We start from the raw sequence: 20,089 nt of genomic DNA, 5'->3' as shown, positions 1-20,089 counted from the left end.
TGTAAGGGCTAGTTGTAGGTATTGTCAAGGAAATAATCGAGAACTTACCCACGGCTTTTAAAGTCTAGGCCGAGCAGGTAGGTTTCGAAGCTGCTGCTGCGGCATGCTTCCGGTTTAAAAGCTCGGGCGGTTTTAAATAATTTTCGCATTTGTTGCAAGTACTGCTGTTCGCTGCCGCCTTGAAAGATTTTAACAACAAAGCTGCCGTGAGCTTCAAGCTGCGTTTCGGCATAGTAAAGCGCCATATCGACAAGAGCGGCGGAGCGGGCGGTATCGACGATTTTATTACCGGTGGTGGCGGGCGCCGCGTCGCAGATAACGGAACGGTAGGGGCCGCAGTTTTTTACCGCAACAGCCATGGCCGCCGCTGTCAGATCTCCTTGGAAAAACGAAAGCCGCGGATCCCGTATCGACTCTGAAAGCGGCTGCAAATCCACTGCACAGACGCGCCCTTCCGGAGAAAGAAACCGCAGTAAAAATGTTGTCCAGCTCCCCGGCGCGGCACCGAGGTCAAGCACGCTGTCGTTTTTCCCAAACAGGTTAAATTTCTTTTGCATTTCTTCTAATTTATAGACCGACCGCGCAGGATAGCCTTCCGCAAAAGCCTTCCGCGACCAATAGTCCGGTTCCCGATACTGATTTCCCATCTGTTCCTTTGCACTTTGCTAGAGTAGTTCTCTATCAATAAAATATGAGGTATAATAGTAGTATGAATGATGAATTTAAGCAACGGCTTGAAAAGATTGAAGGCGCTTTGCGCACTGCATTTCTACCCGATACATCCGATATATCGAGCGACGATTTGGAACAAAATCCTATTGCACTTTTATCCGCTCCATGCGCCTCATTGGTGTCCGGCGGCGGGAAACGCTGGAGACCGCTGCTTGCGGTTCTTGCCTATCGGCTTGCAGGGGGCAGCGGTGATGACATTTACACGCTTGCGCCGCTTATCGAAGGAATCCATACGGCAAGCCTTATTCATGATGATATAGAAGACAATTCCGAACTGCGCCGCGGACAGCCTGCCGCTCACGTGGCCTACGGGCTCGATTCGGCGCTCAATTCGGGCAGCTGGCTTTACTTTCGGGCATTGCAATCGCTCGAAAACTATCAGGCTCCTGCCGGCATAAAGCTTGATTTATATGCTGCGGCGCTGGCGCATATCCGTGCTTTGCACGAAGGGCAGGCGCTCGATATCCACTGGCATCGGACGGCGGGGTTTTTCCCTTCGCGGCAGGATTATGAGCGGATGATCCGCTTAAAGACCGGAGCGCTCGCTGCGCTTGCCGCCTATACCGGTATGCGCGCTGCAGGAAAAGAACATGAAGAAAGCAACGTTTTTGCAGCGCTGTTTGCAGAAGCCGGCGTCGGCTTTCAAATACTCGATGATGTAAAAAATATCAGCACGGGAAATGCCGGAAAAAAACGGGGCGACGATATTGTGGAAGGGAAAAAGAGTATGCCCGCAATACTGCATATCGAAAAACATCCCGAAGATGCGGCCTCTCTTACCGCTTATTTTGAACAGGCGCGGCGAGAAGGTATCGATTCTCCTGCGATAGAAAAAGCGATAGCACTGCTGAGCTCAAGCGGTTCGATTGCCGATGCGGAAGCGCAGGGAAAGAAAACCATCGATTTAGCGCTGGAACAGCTTGCTGCCCGATACGGCAATGCGGCAAAAGAGAAGTTTAAAAGACTCTTTAATCTGATGCAAGGTAAAAATTTATAGGCATTGGAATTTTTTCTATTTCCGGAATTTTATTAGCATATTATCAGCCCTTACAGTTTCCGCATACTGTCCAAGGGCTTTTCTTTACCTGCATACACGGCAGGCAGCAAGCAGACAATCACCGACAAAATAAGCGTTCCGGCGGCGATTATATACAGTTCGGTCGCATTTAAGGATATAGGGATATACTCCAAATAGTATTCAGGTGCTAAGAGGCGGATGGTTTGGGGAACACCCGTTTTTCCCACCATATAATAAAGTGCAGTCTGTCCCGCATTGATTGCATATTCAAAAAAGGTAAACAGTTCATTGATGTGTAAAGCTGCAAGGATACCGCCGGTTAAGCCGATACAGAGTCCTGCCGCTCCCGTAAAGAGACCTGCAATTAAAAACGACAGGGTAATAAAAAACGGATGTGCGCCGGTCGCTTTAAGAATTGCAATTTCCTTCCGCCGCTCCATGATGAGCATCACCATTGCCGATGAAACATTGACCGAGGCAGCAAGAAGAATCAAAAACATGATGAACATCAAAAGATTCTTTGAAGTCTGAAATGAATAAAATTGAGAGCGGTTTAGATCCTGCCACGTATATACCGAAAAACCTGCCGGCAATAATTGTTGGATGGCATCTTTCGCATCAGCAAGCAAAGTGGCATTGAAAGGATCTGCAATACTGACCGTAAGAGCGCTCAGCGAGGACTGAGGCGATAACACTGCATCGGCAGATGCCAATGGGATAAAGATCCACAATGCATCTAATTCCTGATAACCGGAAGAAAGAATACCGGCAACCTTAAAACGAGTAAGTTTCGGCTTTGTCTGATTGCCTGTATACTGTGGCACTAGCGTAAGCAGAGAGCAGCTATCTCCAACTTTAAGACCGGTTTTCTCCGCAATCTTTTTACCGAGCAGAATTGATCGGGCATCGTCAAACTCAAGATTACCGTCTACTACCGTTAATAGATTCCGTGCAGCAGGATTTCCGGTAAAATAGCCCGCCTCTATCGCCCGTATCGTGCCCCCACTGCGGCCGACTTTGCCGATCAGTAAGCCGGTACCTTCCTGCTGCTGCCGCGAACCGGTGAGTAGCAAACGTGTATTCATGCGGATTGAATCAAAAACTTCTTGAGCGCTTCGCTTCCGATCAGCGGCTGTTTGTACACTGCGCGGTGCAGGGCGTAGGTCGAGTATCTGTATATGCCCGCTTCCGAGCTCAATCATACGAGAGGTAATCCCCTTTATCATCCCATCTGACACCACAAGCACGATGACCAACGGGATAATACTGATACCGATGCCCCAGATGGCGCCGATTAAACTCTTCCGCGCGTTAGAGACTGCCGTACCTGCGTTGAGTCCGAGATACCGCAGCGCCAGTTTCCATGCCAGTAAAAAATTCATAAGAGATTCAGCTTCCCTTGTTCAAGCCGATAGCATAGATCGGTATCGGCAGCGATTCCCTGATCATGCGTTACGATGATGAGCGTTTTATGATGCTTATCCGCTATCGAAAAGAGCAGCTCCTGAACCCCGTGCGCATTCGCAGGGTCAAGGTTGCCGGTCGGTTCGTCGGCCAAAATAAGCGAGGGATCATTTATAAGCGCACGAGCAACCGCTGCCCGCTGCCGCTCCCCTCCCGACAGTTGAGAAGGGAAATGATGAAGCCGTGTTTCCAGTTTGACATCCTGCAAAAGCGCAGCAGCCTTCTCTTTTACCTCTTTTTTCGGCATACCGGCGATAAGGGCAGGCAGCATTACATTTTCAAGCGCTGTAAAATCCTTCAGCAAGTAGTGAAACTGAAAGATAAAACCGAGATAAAACCGTCGGTAGTCCGTTAATCCGCTTTCATTGAGCCGGTGCAATTCGTACCCGCCCGCAACAATCTCTCCCGAATCAGCCTGTTCCAAACCGCCGACAATATTCAAAAAGGTACTTTTCCCGGAACCGGACTCCCCTACTACGGCAATTTTTGCCGGACACTCGATTATCAGATCTAAATTTTGTAAAATACGGATTGAATCCGCCTCCGACTGAAATGTCTTTGAGACGTTCGTCAGTGCTAAAATCGGTTTATTCATAGCGTAGCACCTCTGCAGGTTTTAGAGTAAGAATTTTCCGGGCTGCAATTGAAGCGGCAAAGCTTGCCGAAAAAACTCCGAACAAAAATATCAAGAATACTTCGTTAAAAAAAATGCGAACCGGTACCGAATCAATATAAAAATACTGAGGACTGAAAATACTGAAACCGGTAAAAAACGTATACTCCAACAAAATGTTTGCCGCTTCAATGACGGTATTTACCAGATATTCAGCCAGCAGAAATACCCGATTGATGTCGGCAGAAAGCAGCAGCCCCAATAGTAAGCCGATTGAAGCACCCAGAAGTCCGATGGTAAAACCGTTTGCGATAAAGAGGGCTTGGATATGCTCCTTTTTAGCTCCCAATGAGGCAAGCACCGAAATCTCTTCCCGCCGCTCATAGATGGAACGCCGCATCCCGTTGTAAATATTCACCGTAACCACTACAAAGATTAAAAACACAAGTATAAACATCGTATTTTTTTCGATGCGTAGTGCACCGAAAAACGCCTGATTATAGGTGCGCCAGGATTCGGCTTTCAATTCGGGCACAGCTGCGGAAATGTGGGCAATATAGATCCCGTCGGCTTCAGAGTTTCGAAGTTTTACGGCAGCAGACAGCTCCTGCTGTTTGCCACAGAGCAGTTCGCCGGTATCGGTTGACATAAAGGCAAACCCTGCATCAATTGCATAATAGCCGGTCTTCATTAAACCGGTAACCGTACATTCCGCATCTTCCGGAAATATATCGGTATCAGCAGTCCCCGAAAGTACAAGAAGTGAAATTTTATCCCCGATAGAAACCGAAAGCATACGGGCAAGCTCATACCCAAGCACGACAGAATACGGCACACTGAGGTCAAAGCGACCTTCCATCATTGTTATAGCGCCGGCAAAGCCACGGTCATCGCCTAAGATTGTTTCGGGCACAGCGCGCAGTATGGCGGGCTGCTGCCTGCCGTAATTTCCCTGCATTACCGTTTGTGTTTCTGAAAATATAGAAAAAGATTGGAACCCGCCTGCAGCCTTTGCCTTTTCAAGTGCCGCTTCGGAGCCGTACAGCTGCACATGCGCCGAACTTACCTGTAAGATGGTGTCGATAAAGCTACGCTGAAAACCGTTCATCACGGCAAGGATCACAATCAAGACCATAACTCCGAAAGCAATACCGAGTACGGAAAGGATTCCGGTAACTGCCGAACGCCCCTTGGTATCTGCGGCATTAAACCGCCGCAATACAAAAAAAATCCATGCGAGGTCGGTACGTTTCATTGTTCCTCTCCTACATATACTTCTTTGTCATCGACATATAAGTGTATAATATGAGGAATATTACCCAGTTCGATAAGGGCCGTTTTTTTTCCGTTCCGATATTTAGTCTGAGAAACAGCCTTATCTCCGGCAAACACCCATACCGATTTGTCGGTATTTTTCCCCGCGGTAATTGTCTGCTCAATTAGTTTACCGTCGCTGTTATATACATTTTCCGTCTTTGAGGTTAATGTCTTTCCTTTATATCGTTCAATAGTCAACTCTTTTCCCTGCTCGTTATAGCGGAACGTCTCCGATCCATCCGCGCGAAGTATCTGCTTTTTTGTGGGATGACGGGTTTTTCCTTTATATGCCCACTCTGTTTTTTCAATAGCCGTACCATCTTCGTAAAGTACCGCAAAGGTAGAACGCCCCTGGCGATCAAAAGTCTCGTAGTACCATCTGTTCCCGTCTGCGACGGTCAATCCCTTGCTATGGATAGAGGCAAAAGCTACATCAGCAGATTCACCACTTTCGTCTTTTTTCTCGTCTTTTACGGCTGATGCAGTGGTTCCGTCATTATCAACCGTTTTTCCATCTGTATCCGCTGTCGACGGAGCAAATTCATCACTTTTTGCAGGTTCCATGGAAGCTTCTTTTCTTGTTGTAGCAGGTGTCGAAGTCATTTCATGCTCTTTTGTAGATTCGGCAGAAAGTTTCTCTGCTTGGGTAGTATCTATCGGCGCTGAGTTTGCCTGAATATCCGGAGTACTGTCTACCGCCCCACCCGGCACTGTACCGATCGAAGTATCCGTTAATTCGATTCCATCAGCAATGCCAAACGGCAATTGGCGGAATGCAGACACTAAAATGAAGATACAAAAGGCAAAACGTTTCATACCGGCATACCGATAAATTCCCGTAGATAGGTATCGGCATTGAAAGGGGCAAAGTCCCCGTATTTTTCTCCGGTGCCGGTAAAAATGACCGGCAGATTCAGCTGCCGTCCCACACTGAGCGCGATACCACCCTTTGCCGTCGAATCGTATTTTGTCAGGATGACTGCATCGACACCGACCGCCTCGTGAAACACCTCAGCCTGCCTGAAACCGCTTTGTCCCGCCGTTACATCGAGTACAAGTATTTTTTTATAACATCCCTCATCGGTTTTAGATTCGGCAATCCTATTGATCTTTTGTAATTCCCGTACAAGGTTTTCCTTATTATGGAGTCGCCCTGCGGTATCGGCGATGACAAGTCCTCCTCCCTGCGCCCGCGCTGCCTGTGCCGCATCAAAGATAACCGCTCCCGGATCTCCGCCGTACTGATGTGCAATAACCCGCACTCCAAGCTGTTTGCCGTGATATTCAAGCTGTTCTATCGCAGCGGCCCTAAAAGTATCCGCAGCGGCAAGTATGATCGGCGCTTCAAAGCGAGGCTTATAATACTGAGCAAGCTTTGCCGCTGTCGTGGTCTTCCCTACTCCATTCACCCCCAGTAGCAAATACACGGAGGTTTTATCTTTCTCCGGCGTAAAAGAGACGACCGGCAAAAAAGGAAGCAAAATATCGTATAAAATTTGCAATACTTGTTCTTGCTGTTCAACCTTCCGTTTTTTACATTCTGCACGAAGCATGTCTTCAATCTCGAATGCAAATTGAGCACCGATATCGCCTTCTACCAAAGTATCGGTAACACTTTCAAAAAAAGAATCGTCCAATTTGGAATGAATGCCGAACAGTTTCTTTAAGCCTTCGGAAAAACTTCTTTTAGCCATATTTCTCTCCAGTATATCCGATATTCCGACAAAGCGTGATAGTATCACTGCTTATCCGGTTATAATTTGCGTGCCTCTTTTGGGATACTTTGGTCGGCGGCATACAGATACAGTCCAAGTTGTACCACATAGTTAATACCTAAACCGATTGTTATTCCCTGCATAACCGCAGTACTGATAAACAGTGCACGATATTTATTTCGTACTGTTGTATCACTTCCCAAACGGGAATCCGCAGCGGCGGAAGCCATATCCGCAGTAAGTCCCTGCAAAATCATAAAAATAGGAAGCGACACGTAAAAGGCGCCGAGCGACCAGTACAAGACATTCCGCCGCCGATCAACCAAGGTTTTGGTCTTTTCTTTATTGAGTGTAGCTTGCAACTGATAGATTGTCTGTCCTTGCTGCATAAAATCATGAGGCCGAAGTACAATATAGGTTTTTACGTCTCCATAAGAAAAACTGATAGCGGTATTTTTACCTACCGGAATATCAGTTTGAAATGGTGCACCGGCAAAATACTGTGTATGTAAAAACACATCTGCATTGGGTGTTATAAACTGAAACCCGACGGAAATAATTTTTTCCTTTTTTAATTTTATGTTCAACAAATAGTTTTGTCCTGCTTGAACCTCAATAGTTTGACCGGCTGAATCGTAACCGTCAGCAAGCGCTTCCAGTCGATGGCTTCCTTCATACATATAAATAGACTTTTTCCCAGTTTCCAGCGGTTCGCTGTCTAAATACAGTTCTGCATTTTCCGGTTCGACAGTAAGCAAAACCTTTGCAGGCTGAGTATTTTTTACCGCCGTCATAATTTGTGCCGCTAATGAACGAGCAATTGCTTCGATTGACTGATATGGCCCCGCTTCGCTGAACCGATAATCGGGCATACCCGGCAAACCGGTTGTCAACACAACGGACACATACATATACCCCGCCAAATCCTGTATCGATCCGTTAATAACTGCTGAGATATTCTCAACTTTGAGCGTTTGCGGAATATTCGCATATTCAGGGAGCTCAAACAACTGTTGACCGTCCTTCCATATCGTAACCGGGAGCGTTTCGGCAGTAAAAGAAGTATCGTTCAGTAATGCATCAATTTTCTCTTGGGCTTTTTGGATATCAATTTCCTTCGCAGTTATTTTCTTGTTGAATGCGACCGCTTGCTTCAGCTTCTCCTTCTCGGGCATGACAGCAAGGTACAACGAATCCCGTTCTGCGATTAATGATACTCGCTCACGAATAAGCATAAGTTTTTTTGCAGCATAATCTATGAGCTGTCGTGCCTTTTTTTCTTCGGGAGTCACAACTCTGCTTGTAGGTACAGCACAAAAAAGGTTGAGCATTGTAGGCAATGCAGTCGAGTACGACGCATACAATTCAGGCACATCGGTAAGCGTAAATTTTGATGCTGTAATTGACCATGTAGGAATTTCCCCATTTGTTTGCGCAGTACCATAGGATGCAATTACTATCGCAATCAGCGCAACGCACACCCGTTTTACCTTCATTCTGGGCTGTCCTCATCCATAAGCTGATTTGCCCATTGTTTTTTTAAAAAGTCTTCGATAAAGCCGTCTATATCGCCGTCCATAACAGCTTGAATATTGCCCGTTTCATGTTTTGTACGATGATCTTTTACCATCGTATAGGGCTGAAAGATGTATGATCTGATCTGATTTCCCCACGAAATTCCTTTTTTCTCGGTAGCGAATTTCGCATTCTCTTTTTCTTTCTCGTTGCGGTAGTATTCGTAAAGTCGTGCCTTGAGCATACTCATTGCCGTTGCCCGATTAGAGATTTGGCTTCGTTCGTTTTGGCACGCTACGACAATACCGGTAGGCAGATGCGTCAGCCGTACTGCAGAGTCGGTTTTATTAACATGCTGTCCTCCGGCACCGCCCGCGCGGTAGGTATCCACCCGTAAATCCTCCGGTCTGATATTTACCTCGATGGTATCGTCCAGCACGGGGAATACATAGACGGAAGAAAAAGAAGTATGTCTGCGGGCATTTGCATCAAACGGGCTGATACGGATAAGCCGATGTACACCGGTTTCTGCCTTTAAAAAGCCGTAAGCATAGTCGCCGCGTATCTGTAGGGTAATGGATTTTAAACCTTCATCGGCTTCCAGCTCATCAAGCGTTTCGATAGTAAACCCGCGGCGCTCCGCCCAGCGGAGATACATACGGGTTAACATCCGCGCCCAATCACACGCTTCGGTGCCGCCTGCCCCTGCATGAACGGTCAAGAAGGCGTCATTTCCGTCGACCTCATCGGAAAGGAGTGCCAGCGTATTGAGCTTTTCAAACCGTTCTTGAAGGTTTGTGAGCGACGTATCGATTTCTTGAATGGAATCTGCATTATCCTCCTCCCCCGCCTCTTGGGTAAGTTCATAGAGGGCTTGCAGATCGTCGATATCGGCAATGAGTGTTTCCCACGGCTCGATACGGTTTTTCAGCTTTTTGATTTCCGACAAGAGTTTTTCGGCATTTTTAGGATCGTTCCAAAAACCTTCTTGCCCCGCGATAGCTTCTTTTTCCGCAATCCGTTTTTTTACCGCTTCGGAGTCAAAGACGCCTCCAGATTTCATCGACATCGGCCTTAAGTGCTGCAATCTGCGGTTTATATTCTTCCAATAACATCATATCTCCTATAAAAACTTTTGCAGGATGTTTCAACATCCGAAAAAAGTTTTTAGCTGTCCTTAGGCGGACGAATTAAGAGTTTCCGCCACTTCTTTTTAGCAAGCGTAGAAATCGCCAATACCCCTTCGACAGGATACTGATATATGCGAATAACATCATAATAATCGGTTACCCGATCAATTTCGCGTTTAAGAGCACCCAATTGTTTTTCACTAATTGTAGTGGATTCCCAACACGCCCGCTGTACCCGTTCAAATCCATAAAAGGTTAACAATTCAGAAAGATGAGCGGCAGATTCCTCTCCGCCCGGATCTATCATTATCGATACAAACATATTGTCGTATAGAATATAACAAACACTGCCCTATTGTCAAACGGCTTGCACCAAGAAGTCAGGGTAAACGCATCAGGTCGGTTGTTTAACACCCCCGCAGTCGGCGGTTTTTGAGGGCTTTTTCGGCGGTAACGGCAAAACGTAAGAGATTTTCGATAAGTGCAGGCAATAGTGAAGCAAACCGGCGGTAGGCACTGACAATATCGCGCCGCCGGCAGGTACGTGCATTGTAAGCGTAGTTCAATTGAGCCCACACCTCAAACACACGGGGAACGCACATCAATGTGATGGTAAAGAGCGTTGAAAAAGCGCCGGTGTATTTTTTTCTGCAAAAGAAGCGTTCGATTTTTTCGCAGAGTACAAAAAACTCCAGCTTTGAGGTGGTTTCGTAAAATATCGAGGCAGTAAATAAGATAAGCACGAGCTTTTGCATAAACAACAGCGTTTCCGCCGTCATAGTTTTAAGCATATCTGCCGTCAGCGGCACACCGACTATCTTGATAAAAAAAATACAAAGTGCATAGATACCTAAAAATCGGCAATTCCTTTTTACCGTTAGCCACGAAAGCTTTGCAGCAACGCTGGCCAATACAAGAAAGAGTGCATAGACTGCCAGCAGCGTTTGAGGTGCGCCGTATAAAACGAAGGATGAAAGACATAATACGCAAAATTTTACTCCCGCCGGAAGGCGGTGAATCACCGTATTTCGAGCCGTATATTGAAATAAAAAGTTATTTTTATCGACAGTCACCGGTTCTCCATACAAGGTCCGAAAATACACGATATGAGCAGAGAGGATTCCGTATGCCGTATTGTTCAAGAATACCGCTATGGAGTGCAGGCTCCGGTTCCGCGTTATAAACAAGACACCCTTTGTGCAAGATGATAAGCCGGTTCGCAAGTGCAAGCACTTTTTCCAGCTCATGGGTAAGTACCATAACCGTTTTCCCGTCACGCTGCAGCTGCTCTATCATTGCCGTTACCTGCACCACTCCAGCAAAATCGAGATTGGCAAAAGGTTCGTCAAAGATGATAACATCGGCTTCCATCATCAGGATACCGGCAACTGCAAGCCGCCGCTTCTCGCCCCCTGACAAACTACGTGCGGGCGAGCGGCGCTTTTCGTACAAGCCCAGCTGTGCAAGCACCGTTTCCAGTCGCTGTGCGATGACGTCTTTAGACAGCTTACTATCCCGCATACCGAAAAGCGCATCTTCCTCGACGGTATCGCCGAGGATTTGAGCGTCGGCTTCCTGAAACACCAGTCCGATACGCAACTCACCGCCGTCTTTCCTGCTGCTGACTATCGAACCGGAGGAAGGAGTTTCCAGTCCGGCAATAAGCGTCATCAGTACGGTTTTACCGGATCCGTTCGGCCCCGATACGACAACACAATCACCGTCATATACCGAGAAAGATATACCGTTCAGCACCGGACGTTCGGTACCGGTAAAAGATTTAGCTACATCAGTGAGCTTGAATAATTCATAGCGTTCTGAGGAAGGCATCATCAGTATAATAGTCGGAGCATCGATAGAGGCTGCGTTATTCCGTATAGCGCCGTATAATCGGGCGCAATTTGAGCGTAATCGGAACGACAACAACCAGCTTAATCAGATCGGGCAGGATAAACGGCACAAACCCTTTCATAAACGTATGCTGCCAGCTGAGGTTCAGAACATGTTTAAACCACAGAAGACCGAATACGTAGATAGACAAAAAGCTTAAAAGCCCTGCAACCGCAATAATACTGCAAGCAAGCGGCCACCGCTGTTCTTCTCTGTAAAGTTTCATGATGCAACCGCCGACAACAGCCGCGGCAAGATATCCGACTAAAAAGCCGCCCGTCGGTCCCGCAAAGACGGCAAAACCTCCCGAACCACCCGAAAAAACAGGCAGACCGACGGCTCCGGCAACCAAAAAAAGCAGTACCGAAAGACCGCCGAACAGCGGCCCCAACAGCAAGCCGGCAAGCACTGCAAGCGCATTTTGCAGCACAATGGGAATAGGTCCGACGGGAATGGACATCATCCATCCTGCACAAATTAATGCAGCAAAAACTGCAGAAGTAATACTTTTACGCATAGCGTATAACTCCTACTCAAAGATGACTTACAGTTTCGACGGAATCAGTTTCCAGCTGCCGTTAATATTTTCCAAACCGTAGACAAGCAGCGAAACATTTGCCTGTTTCATAATAACATCGACCCGTGTCGGGGAAACGAACCTAATATCGTCTACCCGTACATTCTGACGAGAAGGAACAAAAACATACATAAAGTAATCACGCAGCGATTTGAGCTTAATCCCTTTAACCGGTAAGGCTTCAGAAACCTTTCTAAGCGTCAAAGGTTGGGAATATTGTTGTTTATACTCTTCCGATAAGAATGTCGTCCATTGAGCATAGTCCTTTGTCGCTGTAATACGGTTAAGCTTCTCGACAATCTTTTCCATCTCCGTCTTTGTTTGATCATAGGTTTCTTTTGTAATGGTAACCCCTTCAAACTCGGCAATAACGGTATTTTTTTCTTCGACAGGTTCGGGCTTAACTTCAACAACAGGCTCTTTAACCGGCTCAGGCTTCATGGGAGGCTCCTCCACCTTCGCAGGAGGTTCTTCCACCTTTACAGGCGGTTCTTCTACCTTCGCAGGAGGCTCCTTCGTTTTAACAGGAGGCTTCGGTTTAACAGGAACCGTGGGTTTAACGGATTCCCGTTTTACCGGCACTTCCGCTTCTTTGACCGGTTCAGGCTGAGGAGCAGGAACCGCGATCTCTTCGGACGGTGTAGGTTCCTCTTTAACGGAAGACGGCGCAGCAGAACAGCCGACCAATACACTTATTATAAAAGCTAAAAATAAATATCGATGAAATATTTTCATATCTACTATTCTATAGGTAAAAATCGTTTTGGTCAAATCCTCAAGTGATCGTACGCAGGGCAGACAGGCTAATTCATTCCAAGTTTTTAGGAATACCCAATCATTTTGAGGCATCCTCTTATCTCGTTTGTTTCTTCCAAGCGTCTATAAACTCAAGCATGTACTGCTGAATATCGCCGAACCATTTTTGCTGAAAGACACAGGCTTCTACGCCAATATAGCGATAGTGCCACGACTCCCATACATAGCCGGTTACTGCTTCGTATCCTTTGGGAAAGGAAAGCGACCACCCGTATCTTGAAGCGTTACGCAATATCCATTTGCCGGCGCGCGTTTGCGCAAAGTCATCGGAGATAGAACCGAAGTCGACGACCGTCCCAAGTTGGTGTTGACTTGTTCCCGCACGGGCGGAAAACCGTTCCGCTTCTTTTTCACCGGATTCCCGCACATAGCGGTCAAATAAATTTTTCTGATATGTGTATGAACGGTACGAGGAGCTGACGACCAGTGTAATACCATCCCGTTTTGCTGCAAGCGCCATTTCTTGTAACGCCTGTTCCGCCGTTTTTGTCAGAGATAAATCCTTCCGGTTAATTATATATGCACGGCCGGTATGCAGCGTTACAAGATTTTGCGGCGTATATCCATCCGGCAGCAAATGCCGTTTATCAACCAGTATAAATAAGTTCTCTTTTTCTGCAGCCAAAACTTGTTTCAGATCAGCTAAAAAGGCATCTGCATCATTGCCGATATGACGCCGTATCTCTGCCGGAACAGCAGAGGGATATACAAAGTTGCGAAGCTGAGCTTCCATAGCAGGATCAGCTGCCGTTATACAAAAAAACGATGACAGACACAGTATTATACAAAGTATTTTTTTCATACCACCGACTTTTAACAATGTGTTTATAAGTACACGATAATATAAGAACGAGATTGCTCTTGCCGATAGCACACTTTTCGAGCAATGTTTTTCGTCATCAATAGACCGAAGCCTCGATACCGCTTCGCTTTCGGATCAAAATGAGGTTTTGTTTCCTTGAGCGCATGCAGGAGATTGTCGAAATTCGTACTGCGATAGGAAAAACAAAGGCGCGGAAAGAACATATTTGATATGCTTAATTGAAGTTCTTTACGTCCTGTAAAAGCGGCATGCTCAGCAATATTGTCAAACACTTCTGTTGATATAATAAGCGCTGCTACTCGCTTATTCTCGGGAATATCTTTAGAGGTAGAGATAAATTCTTCAATAAAGCCGATATTTTTTAAATCGGCTCCTACCTGTAAATGGTTCACGTCCTACTACCGTATCGGCCTATTTTACTTCATCAAGCGAGTGAATGATAGGAAACACTTCCGTAAAGCCGGTAGAGGCGATCGCAAGCTTTACAACCTCTGAAGGATTCAAAATATAGATTTTATGACCAAGCTCCGCCCCGTCTTCAGAAGCAGCCATGAGAATCCCTAAGCCTGACGATGATAGATTGGTAACCCTTGACACATCAAGTACAATTGAGTGTTCTTTAATAAGATTGTAAACTTTCGTTTCAAATTCATGATACGTGTATGAATTTATTGAACCGGCTACCGTCAGTAATACAAACGCATCATTCGTTTTTTCCGTAATCGTTAAATTATCCATAAATCTACTCCTATATATTGAGGACTTCTAAAGACTGCAATCCTATCGGCTCATTCCGTAAGGGAATTATTATCGTATCCATGAATCCATGACATGGATAGCGAATCAGTTTTTAGAAACACCCTGTTGATTGTATTTCAATACCAATATGGTAACATCATCATCGATTTTACGTAAAATAAAATCCAGAAGATTATTATAAATAGTGCGGGCGATCTGAGAAGCCTTTGCCCCGTTGTTTTCCTGCAGAATTCGTCCGACGCGATCACTGCCAAACCGATCACCTTTAAGATTCGTTGCTTCAAGCAGGCCGTCAGTCGTAAAGACAATTGTATCGCCCTTGTGCATGGTGATTTTTCGTACCTTTAGGAACGGTGCGATATTCTTTACAAAACCGAGAACTCTACCCTCCCCTTGAATTTCGATTGCATGCTTATATGAACTGATATACATTGACATCAATGGAATACCGCAATTCAAGTAATAAATCGTATTAGTCGGGAAGTCGATAATACCGAAAAGCCCTGCGAAGAAAGTCCCACGCGGCAAGTTATCCTTTATAAACCGGTTTACCTTTGTTATCAATTCTTTAAAATCGGAGATTGTCTGCAAGTAGGTATGAATAATCGACTTTAAAATAACCATCGACATACTTGCACTTAACCCCTTACCCGAAACATCACCGATAAGGAACATTGTCCGCTTTTCATTCAATGTAATATAGTCGATAAAATCACCGCCAAGCTGATGCGCCGAATATGCAATAGAATCCATTGAAAATCCGTGTGCTTCAAGTGTATCCTTATAGTTCTGAATGGATCCGATAATTTGGTCGGACATTTCAACTTCACGGTCGATCGTAACGATAATATCCTGCTTGGATATATTTCTGAGGTAATAGATTACCAAAAAGAAATACGAATACATATTGGACAATACGTGTATATCATAAGGGGTATATTCCGCGCTATGGGTTTTTGGCGCGAGGAGGATACAGCCGATGAGTTTCTGCCCCTCCCGCATACTGATAAGAATTTCGGTCTGTGTTGTTTCAAAGACATCCAACAGTTCATCTCTTATAGAGTCATACAAATAATTGGCAATAAGTTCCGTTTTCGTAAGAACAACATTATTTTGACTGAGCAAATATTCAAAACAAGCGAGGTTAGCGCTCAATGTATTATGATGCTCAAAATCCGAATAGACTGTCTGTAAATTCATATTTTCATCACTTACAAGAATATCGAGCCCTTGACAAGTGATATATTGTTTCATTATTTTCGGAAAAGATTCCAACACGGTATCGTGGCCTTTCCCAAAATCAAGTTTTTGCAACTCAGTGTCCAGCATTACTTCATAATCCGTCGTTTTACCGAAAACATATTCAAGCTTACCGGAAACAAAACTGCGGATAAAGAAAAGAATAATACACGAAACGATAATTAAAACTATCCAGCCGCTGACTGAATGAATAAACTGCATAATAAGTGCCGTCGTAAAACCTGCAGCACCTGCAAAGATAGCTGTAAAAAGGACAAATCGGATAAGGCCGAAAGCGATTTGTTTAATATCAAATACGCGCGTCAGTGAGAATATTATATTGTCAAAAGCCAACATTGCAGCATAACCGACCGGTATAAATGCGAACACCCAAGAAAACATCAAGAAATAATAGCCTTCTGCAATCCATATCGCGAGGCCAAGCCCGATGGCAAGAGTATGTAAAAACAGCTGTTGACGATGGATATTACTTTTAACAAAAAATATTTTTATAAAACATATTGCTATCGAAACCGCAGAGGTAAAAAATACATAAATATACTGAAACAGTCTAATACCGCTCATGCCCGGAAACACATCGCGCTGTACAAAATAGAAACCTTTCAGCGAGTTCCATTGAAATCTACCCACATAGAATACGATAAGTCCGATACCGGCGAGATGGACTACCGTATTCACTTTTTGCATTATCTTGTACGTTTTCAATTCAGAGAGAACAAGAGCCATATCGACAATATGATAAGAAGTAAGCAGCATAAAGAATAAGGTAGCAGTTGATATGATACGCTGCAGTCCGATTTGTTTATAAAAAACCAGATGAATAGAAACGGCAATACAAAGCGCAACAAGAGAAGCCGGTACCGTAATCTTATTTAAAAGGACATTAATACGGTTCGATTTATGAAATGCAAGATAGGAGGAGTTCACAAAAAGTGATACGGCAAAAAAATAAGTAAAGAAAATTAAACCCATACATTATCCCTTTAATTTTACTGCTAAAATAGTAGTGTCATCGCGGAACGCTTTTGAGGCACTGTAAGTAAGCCCCAAATCTGCTACCTTTGAAGCAATAGTCGATGCATCCGACGAGGCAAAAGATTTGATCGATTTAATATAAATTTCGTTACTGCCGAGTTCTACGCCCTCTTCATTCGTTATTTCAGGAATTCCATCCGTTGTAATAACCAGTAAATCGTTACGGTATAAAGGTTTTTCATCGACATCAACCGAATCGATGTCGATGATTCCGATAACGGAACAATTCGAATCAAGCTGCTTTACTTTGTATCCTTCCGCAGCATGGGTAAAAATCATCGGCGCTTCCATCGAAGCGTTGACATAACGTATTTTCATCGCTTTGGTATCGATCAACCCTAAAAACACAACGGTATATTTATCAAGGAGATTCATACGTTTAATAGCGCTATCTATTGCAAGGATCAGGCCGGCTAAATCCTCTTTATTTTCCATAATCCGTATTGTATTTACGACAACCCCCATAACGAGCGCTGCAGCAAGTCCTTTTCCTGAAACATCCCCCGTAATAATAAGTGTCTTATCCTCATCGATGGGAATAATATCATAATAGTCGCCGGACACGTTTACTAACGGTCGGAAATAAACGCCAATTTCTAACTTGTCAAGTGCCGGTATTTTTTGAGGCAGGAATGCACGCTGAGTATTTGCAACCATCTGCCACTCCTGTGCGAGTTCCGAATAATAGAGCAGTTGAGAAAGCGTTTTTTCACGTCCGAAATAATTTTTAAATTCTTTAAAAAGCTGAGAAAAAATCTCCGGCTCAACGGAACGGATATATCGGCAGATAATAAAAAGGCGTGAAGAGCCGTATGCAATAACCAAACCTCGTGCTTTCTTTCTGTCAGAGGTCATCTGCATATCGGAATCCAATAAATAAATATTTTCTCCCCAGTGGTCAAGCCATTCGACCGAGAATCGGTGCGCCAACTTTGCATATACATCAGGATCCGAAACATACGCAGACGTACTGCCGTATATAACTAAATCGGTATCGGTATTGGTGAGCAAGACAGAACAATCAGCCTTGTATTCAAGTTCTTGCTGGATAGCTTCAATAAGGTTTTCACGTGTATAGCAAAAGCGCAATCTATTGATAAAAGTATCAAAAAGAGCAGTCTCCGTTTCTTTATACACTCTTTCCCGAACCCTACGAGACAAAAAAACCGTCCCAAGTGAGGCCATAATTGAAGCAATAGCAAAGATTCCAAAGGCGAAGCCGAAACGAGTAAGAAAGCTGAAATTAGGGAGTATCCGGTATTGCGTTACCATCAATGTAAGGTCTTTTGCCGAAATCAATCGCCCTAAAAATGAAAAGCGGGGACTCAACGCCAGCATAAAAAATGCAAAAACCAAACTAATACCGGTGAAAATAACTAATTTTCCCCAAAATTCCTGCTGTTTTCGTATCATGCGCTATAACCTCATAACAATTTTAATTTACTTTAAATGCAAATAACACTGATCGGTTTTGTTTGACCGACCAGTGTTATCCCCAATCATTATTTTTACTTGGCTACCGTTATTTCATCATATTAACGGCAGGCTTATCGTTAATCAGAGCTAGGTCGCACCAATCCCAACCGGTAACGAACTGTTGATCCCAGTTCTTTGTCCGCTTGTTTACCGCATACAATTTCATACGATAAGCAGTCGGAATCGCAGGAGCTTCTTCAAGAATATTCTCGTCCCATTCTTTATAAGCTTGAGCACGGAATGCTTCGTCAAAAGCAGCTTCGGAAGTTATTTTGGCAAGAAGCTCCTCATTTTTATCGTTTACCCAACGTTCCAAATTAAACTGCGCGACCTTTCCGTAAAGCCCCGTTGGCTCGGGATTCGACCCGACTCCCCATGCAGCGGAATACATCTCTACCGTCGGGTCGTCATCCTGCAGCTTATCATAGAACGCATTGAATTCGATCAACCGGCCGTCATTCAGCGCGACATTTAAACCGACATCTTTCCAGTTTTGGATATAGTAATTCGCAATCGGAGCCGCTACATCGCTGCCGCTCATAAACATGAAATTGATTTTAAGCGGTTTTCCGTCAGGCGTTTCGCGGTAGCCATCCCCGTCAACATCCTTGTAGCCTGCTTCGTCAAGCAGTTGTTTTGCTTTATCAGGGTCGTAGGAATAACCTTTCCGTGAGACATCGTAGAAACCGGGATGGTACGGTGTAATAAACGAATTTGCCGTAACACGCAAACCGTGGTAGTAGATGGCATTGATACCATCGTTATCCATTGCATAACCGATAGCCTGACGCAGAGCCTTATCTTTAAATTTACCACCGTCGGGGAACATTTCGCACATTTCTTTTTCTTTATTCCACGTCCCGAATTTAAATCCGACGTATGTATAAGTGTTTTCGATATTACCGACAATATCGATATTATCGATTTTCATTTTCGGTTTTCCGTTTTCGTCAAGAATTGTTTTACCCTCATCATCAAGCTCAACGAATTGATCGTATAAATCGGCTTTGAATTGAATGGCGTCAACTTCACCCGCTTTTATTGCCGCGGCAGCAGAGGTCGGAGCAATCCGTTTTACAATGAGCTTATCGATCGCAATTTTTCTACCGTACCAATAGGGATTGGGCACATATTCAATTATATCACCTTCTACCATAGAATTGATCACAAACGGGCCGCAGGAGAGCGGCGTTTTCCGTACACGGTCGTGAGAAGCCATTTCCGCTAACGGAATATCTTTGAGGTAATGATAGGGTTCCGCATCATAAGTAATTCCCGAACCCCATAAAATGCCCGGGAAAAAATTTTTAAAGGTAACTTCTACCGTTTTATCATCTATCTTTTTTACACCGGAGATGGTTTTTGCCTCACCTTTGTGGTACTCGACCATACCTACAACATTTTCATACTCGCTGTCATAGCGAATGCCCGTATAGTCAGGATGTCCGACACATTCATAGACAAAAATAATATCCTCAGCCGTAACCGGCACTCCATCCGACCAGGTAAGTTTTTCGTTTATGTGGTATGTTGCCGTTTTTGCCTCGCGATCGAATGTCATGGTACAGTAACCGTCTTTAATTTCATGATTCGGACCGTCGGTCATAAACTTACCGATCCGCGGACGCATCACCTCATACGTAGGATTATCCTGATACAGGAAGGTATTAAACACTCCTTTCCACGGCGTATCATATACAAAACCGTATACAAAGGTGCCACCATTAATAGCCGATCCTTCCCGCTCAATCATTTGCGGAAACATCAGTTTTAATGTCTTATCCCCTGCATCATCCCCGCCATTCTGTGCAGTCTGCTTTTGTTCCGCCTTACCGCCACAGCTGACAAGCGCCAACATTACCGCACATAAAAACGCAGCGCGTTTTAAATCTTTTGACATTGTTTTCCTCCTCTTAAAACTCTCAAAAAACCGGTTAGGTTTTTAAAGA

Annotated in this window: 20 protein-coding genes; 1 reads left to right on the top strand and 19 read right to left on the bottom strand. The window is 44.8% G+C overall.

The window, feature by feature from the left end; all coding sequences use genetic code 11:
• Positions 1–44 precede the first annotated feature (44 nt).
• On the bottom strand, positions 45–647 hold the full coding sequence (locus ABH09_RS06140; protein WP_253715643.1) for an RlmE family RNA methyltransferase: 603 nt from the start codon (positions 645–647) through the stop codon (positions 45–47).
• A gap of 62 nt (positions 648–709) precedes the next feature.
• Here ABH09_RS06140 and ABH09_RS06135 point away from each other — a divergent pair, with 62 nt between their 5' ends.
• Entirely contained in the window at positions 710–1,729 is a 1,020-nt protein-coding gene (locus tag ABH09_RS06135; protein WP_253715642.1) for a polyprenyl synthetase family protein, read from the top strand.
• Between the two features lie 50 nt (positions 1,730–1,779).
• On the opposite strand, the gene ABH09_RS06130 is transcribed toward ABH09_RS06135, so the two are convergent.
• The 18 genes from ABH09_RS06130 to ABH09_RS06045 all read right to left on the bottom strand — a co-directional run bounded on the left by ABH09_RS06130 (position 1,780) and on the right by ABH09_RS06045 (position 20,040).
• The gene (locus ABH09_RS06130) at positions 1,780–3,132 is read right to left on the bottom strand and encodes an ABC transporter permease (RefSeq protein WP_162663474.1); all 1,353 of its coding nucleotides are present in this window, start codon (positions 3,130–3,132) and stop codon (positions 1,780–1,782) included.
• Positions 3,129–3,809 (bottom strand): ABC transporter ATP-binding protein, encoded by a 681-nt coding sequence (locus tag ABH09_RS06125; RefSeq protein WP_162663473.1) that lies wholly within the window; start codon positions 3,807–3,809, stop codon positions 3,129–3,131. Before ABH09_RS06125 ends, ABH09_RS06130 begins: the two co-directional genes overlap by 4 nt.
• Positions 3,802–5,082 carry an ABC transporter permease gene (locus tag ABH09_RS06120; RefSeq protein ID WP_253715641.1) on the bottom strand — a complete coding sequence of 427 codons (1,281 nt, stop codon included), beginning with the start codon at positions 5,080–5,082 and terminating at the stop codon, positions 3,802–3,804. The genes ABH09_RS06125 and ABH09_RS06120 overlap by 8 nt, the downstream gene beginning before the upstream one ends.
• The gene (locus ABH09_RS06115) at positions 5,079–5,960 is read right to left on the bottom strand and encodes a hypothetical protein (protein ID WP_253715639.1); all 882 of its coding nucleotides are present in this window, start codon (positions 5,958–5,960) and stop codon (positions 5,079–5,081) included. The genes ABH09_RS06120 and ABH09_RS06115 overlap by 4 nt, the downstream gene beginning before the upstream one ends.
• On the bottom strand, positions 5,957–6,838 hold the full coding sequence (ftsY, locus tag ABH09_RS06110; RefSeq protein ID WP_253715637.1) for a signal recognition particle-docking protein FtsY: 882 nt from the start codon (positions 6,836–6,838) through the stop codon (positions 5,957–5,959). Before ftsY ends, ABH09_RS06115 begins: the two co-directional genes overlap by 4 nt.
• A gap of 59 nt (positions 6,839–6,897) precedes the next feature.
• Positions 6,898–8,355: a PEGA domain-containing protein gene (locus ABH09_RS06105; protein ID WP_253715636.1), complete on the bottom strand. Its 1,458-nt coding sequence runs from the start codon at positions 8,353–8,355 to the stop codon at positions 6,898–6,900.
• A protein-coding gene (gene prfB / locus ABH09_RS06100; RefSeq protein WP_162664778.1) for a peptide chain release factor 2 occupies positions 8,352–9,489 on the bottom strand; the annotation gives its coding sequence in 2 pieces (ribosomal slippage) (positions 8,352–9,416 and positions 9,418–9,489; 1,137 coding nt in all). Before prfB ends, ABH09_RS06105 begins: the two co-directional genes overlap by 4 nt.
• Positions 9,490–9,541: 52 nt before the next feature.
• Positions 9,542–9,826 (bottom strand): CRISPR-associated endonuclease Cas2, encoded by a 285-nt coding sequence (gene cas2, locus ABH09_RS06095; RefSeq protein ID WP_162663469.1) that lies wholly within the window; start codon positions 9,824–9,826, stop codon positions 9,542–9,544.
• Between the two features lie 85 nt (positions 9,827–9,911).
• A complete protein-coding gene (locus tag ABH09_RS06090; protein WP_253715634.1) occupies positions 9,912–10,577 on the bottom strand; it encodes an energy-coupling factor transporter transmembrane component T family protein in 666 nt (221 codons plus the stop codon).
• Positions 10,564–11,337: an ABC transporter ATP-binding protein gene (locus ABH09_RS06085; protein WP_253715632.1), complete on the bottom strand. Its 774-nt coding sequence runs from the start codon at positions 11,335–11,337 to the stop codon at positions 10,564–10,566. The genes ABH09_RS06090 and ABH09_RS06085 overlap by 14 nt, the downstream gene beginning before the upstream one ends.
• A gap of 34 nt (positions 11,338–11,371) precedes the next feature.
• Positions 11,372–11,911, bottom strand: a complete 540-nt coding sequence (locus tag ABH09_RS06080; RefSeq protein WP_253715630.1) for a biotin transporter BioY — start codon at positions 11,909–11,911, stop codon at positions 11,372–11,374.
• Between the two features lie 27 nt (positions 11,912–11,938).
• On the bottom strand, positions 11,939–12,706 hold the full coding sequence (locus ABH09_RS06075; RefSeq protein ID WP_162663466.1) for a hypothetical protein: 768 nt from the start codon (positions 12,704–12,706) through the stop codon (positions 11,939–11,941).
• A gap of 118 nt (positions 12,707–12,824) precedes the next feature.
• Positions 12,825–13,589, bottom strand: coding sequence for a M15 family metallopeptidase (locus ABH09_RS06070; RefSeq protein ID WP_253715629.1), 765 nt, complete (start codon positions 13,587–13,589; stop codon positions 12,825–12,827).
• 23 nt (positions 13,590–13,612) lie between these two features.
• Complete coding sequence (locus tag ABH09_RS06065) at positions 13,613–14,002, bottom strand: hypothetical protein (RefSeq protein WP_162663464.1); 390 nt, start codon at positions 14,000–14,002, stop codon at positions 13,613–13,615.
• Between the two features lie 19 nt (positions 14,003–14,021).
• Positions 14,022–14,348, bottom strand: coding sequence for an STAS domain-containing protein (locus ABH09_RS06060; RefSeq protein ID WP_162663463.1), 327 nt, complete (start codon positions 14,346–14,348; stop codon positions 14,022–14,024).
• Between the two features lie 105 nt (positions 14,349–14,453).
• Positions 14,454–16,601 carry a PP2C family protein-serine/threonine phosphatase gene (locus tag ABH09_RS06055; protein WP_253715627.1) on the bottom strand — a complete coding sequence of 716 codons (2,148 nt, stop codon included), beginning with the start codon at positions 16,599–16,601 and terminating at the stop codon, positions 14,454–14,456.
• A 3-nt stretch (positions 16,602–16,604) separates the two neighbouring features.
• On the bottom strand, positions 16,605–18,077 hold the full coding sequence (locus tag ABH09_RS06050; protein WP_253715625.1) for a PP2C family protein-serine/threonine phosphatase: 1,473 nt from the start codon (positions 18,075–18,077) through the stop codon (positions 16,605–16,607).
• A 109-nt stretch (positions 18,078–18,186) separates the two neighbouring features.
• On the bottom strand, positions 18,187–20,040 hold the full coding sequence (locus ABH09_RS06045) for an oligopeptide ABC transporter substrate-binding protein (protein WP_253715624.1): 1,854 nt from the start codon (positions 20,038–20,040) through the stop codon (positions 18,187–18,189).
• Positions 20,041–20,089 lie beyond the last annotated feature (49 nt).

Source organism: Treponema sp. OMZ 803 (assembly GCF_024181165.1).
GTDB lineage: Bacteria > Spirochaetota > Spirochaetia > Treponematales > Treponemataceae > Treponema.
This window is presented reverse-complemented; position numbering and strand designations above follow the sequence as displayed.